At 28.5% G+C, this 2925-nt stretch carries 4 protein-coding genes; all 4 read left to right on the top strand.

Features of this window, described 5'->3' with window-relative positions; genetic code table 11:
* A partial coding sequence (locus ACO409_RS10535) for an energy-coupling factor transporter transmembrane component T (RefSeq protein WP_485557054.1) occupies positions 1–312 on the top strand: 312 nt, incomplete at its 5' end.
* On the top strand, positions 284–1123 hold the full coding sequence (locus ACO409_RS10530) for an energy-coupling factor ABC transporter ATP-binding protein (RefSeq protein ID WP_485557052.1): 840 nt from the start codon (positions 284–286) through the stop codon (positions 1121–1123). The genes ACO409_RS10535 and ACO409_RS10530, both read left to right, overlap by 29 nt.
* Positions 1124–1184: 61 nt before the next feature.
* Positions 1185–1748, top strand: a complete 564-nt coding sequence (locus ACO409_RS10525; protein WP_485557050.1) for a macro domain-containing protein — start codon at positions 1185–1187, stop codon at positions 1746–1748.
* A 95-nt stretch (positions 1749–1843) separates the two neighbouring features.
* The gene (locus ACO409_RS10520; RefSeq protein WP_485557048.1) at positions 1844–2641 is read left to right on the top strand and encodes an energy-coupling factor ABC transporter ATP-binding protein; all 798 of its coding nucleotides are present in this window, start codon (positions 1844–1846) and stop codon (positions 2639–2641) included.
* Positions 2642–2925 lie beyond the last annotated feature (284 nt).

Raw genomic sequence — 2925 nt, 5'->3', positions numbered from 1 at the left:
ATGAAAAAACAGTCAGATGTTATTATGGATTCACAAAAGGCAAGAGGTGTGGAAATGGAAGGAAATATATTTGTAAGATTCAAAGCACTTATTCCAATATTTATTCCAATGGTGCTGTCATCTATAACAAATACTGAAGAACGTGCAATTACTCTTGAGTCAAGAGGTTTTTCAATTGGAGAGGGAAGAACTATTTTAAATGATATTTTTGAAACTAAATATGACAAAATTATGAAAATATTACTAATACTTTTTTTAATTTTTTGTATAGTCTGGAGGATTTATGTCTTATTTAAAATTGGAAAACATTAATTATAAATATCCATTGGAAGAAAAAAAAGTTTTAAAAAATATAAATATTGAGATAAAAAAAGGTGAATTTTGGGCTGTAATCGGAAAAAATGGGAGTGGAAAAACAACGCTTTGCAATATTTTAAGAAGATTTATACCTGATTTTTATAAAGGAGAGCTAACAGGAAAAATAACTTTGGAAGGCAAGGAATTAAAAGACTACAGCCAAAAAGAAATTGTTCAGAAAATTGGATTTATTTTTCAGAATCCGTTTACACAGATTAGCGGTGTTAAAGATACTGTTTTTGAAGAGATAGCTTATGGTTTGGAAAATTTGAGGCTTGAACGTGAAGTTATAATTTCTGAAGTGGAAAAAACATTAAAATTGCTTAAAATTGAAAATCTGCGTGACAGAAATCCTTATGATTTGTCTGGTGGACAAAAGCAAAAAGTCGCCCTTGCTTCAATCATTGCAATGAATCCTGATATTTTAGTTATTGACGAGCCAACTTCACAGCTTGATCCAAAAGGGACAGAAGATATTTTCAAAATTATAAATTTAATGGCAAATGAAGGAAAGACAATAATTTTAGTTGAGCATAAATTGGAATTAATAGCAGAGTATGCCGAAAATATCCTTGTTCTTGATGAAGGGGAAGTAATTTTGAGCGGAAAAGCTAAAGAGGTTTTAAATAATAAAATTTTACTGGAAAAGGAAATTGGGATGACACAGTATTCGATTCTTGCTTATGAACTTGAAAAAACAGGAAAAGCTAAGTTTGAAGAAATTCCTATAACTAAGGAAAAGACTGTAAAATTATTGAAAAAATAAAGTAATAAAAAATAAAAATTGTTAAGCAAATCTTAAAAATATTTATTAAAAAGGAAAAGTTATGAAACCAAAAGATTTGAAAAATAGAATCATGCTTGTAAAAGGCGATATTACCGAATATCCAGCCGATGTAATTGTAAATGCTGCAAATTCTTCTTTACTTGGAGGCAGTGGTGTTGATGGTGCAATTCATAGAAAAGGCGGAAAGGAAATAACAGAAGATTGTATGAAAATACGTGATTCTCAAGGGAAATGCAACGTTGGAGAAGCTGTTATTACAAGAGCAGGAAACATGCCATTTAAAAATGTAATTCATACAGTTGGGCCTGTCTGGCAGTCAGGAAAGAATAATGAAGTAAAACTATTTGCAGAAAAATTGTTAAAAAGTGCCTATATTTCAAGTTTGGAATTAGCTCAAAAAAATAATTTAAAAAATATTTCCTTTCCAAATATCTCGACAGGTGTGTATAGATTTCCAAAAGATTTAGCGGCAAAGACGGCTATTAAAGCTGTGAGTGAATATTTGGAAAAAAATGATTTTATAGAAAAAGTAAATTTTGTATGTTTTGAAAATGAAAATTTTGAGATTTATAAAAAGATATTAAGCGAAAGAGGAATTTTATAAATAACTCTATTTATTTAAATTTTATCTAAAAATATTCCAAAGCAAGGGGTCTTGCCCCCTTGTTAAATTTAATAAATTTTAAAAGGGAGCTGACTATGAGTTTTATTACTGTTAAAAATTTGAGTTTTAAATATCCAAGTGGAGCAGAAAATGTACTTAACAACGTATCTTTTGAAGTCAAAAAAGGGGAAAAAATTGCAATTATTGGACAAAATGGTGCTGGGAAGACAACAATGGTAAAAATGTTAAATGGACTTTTAAAGCCGGTAGATGGAGATGTTATTGTAGATGACTGGAATACAAAGAAATATACTGTTGCCAAAATGAGCCAAAAAGTCGGATATGTTTTTCAAAATCCTATGGATCAAATCTTTCATAACAATGTTTATGATGAGATAGCTTTTGGGACAAAAAAGCTAAAATATTCTTTTGATGAAACTAAAAAAATGATAGAAAATGCCATAAAATTAACAGAACTTGAAAAATATCAAAATGAAAATCCGTATAATTTACCATATTCATTAAGAAAGTTTGTTACGATAGCTGCAGTAATTGCAATGGGATCAGATGTTATTGTAATGGATGAGCCGACAGCAGGGCAGGATTTCAAGGGAATGAAAGTTTTACATAAATTGATTAATGAACTTCAAAAGCAAGGAAAAACAGTTATTACAATAACTCACGATATGGAATTTGTAGTAAAAAATTTTGACAGGGTAATCGTAATGACAAATGGAGAAGTTATTGCTGATGGAGATAAACGAGATATTTTCTGGCAATTTGACACATTGAAGAAAAGTATGGTAAAACAACCATATATTAGTGATTTGGCTAAGGAAATGGAATTAGATGGAAAAGTTTTAAATGTTGTGGAATTTGCGGAAAATTATTAAAAATTTTTTCAAATTAATAGATAAAGATTTTTTTATAGTATAATTAAATTGTGAAAAAACAGGCATTTGTAGATAGAAAAATCGGTTAAACTGCCTTAAAATTTAGGGCAGTTTTTATATTAATGATTTTTTATATCATAATTCAAATTACAGTTGTTTATTATTTTTTAAGTCGAGGATAACACACCAAAAATAAAAAATCTTTTTTCCTTACAGATATTATTTGCAGTTTTTTTGTAAAAAAAAATTGAAAAAAGGATATATTTATGATATAATTTATTCAG

This window comes from Leptotrichia sp. (assembly GCF_057270615.1).
This window is presented reverse-complemented; position numbering and strand designations above follow the sequence as displayed.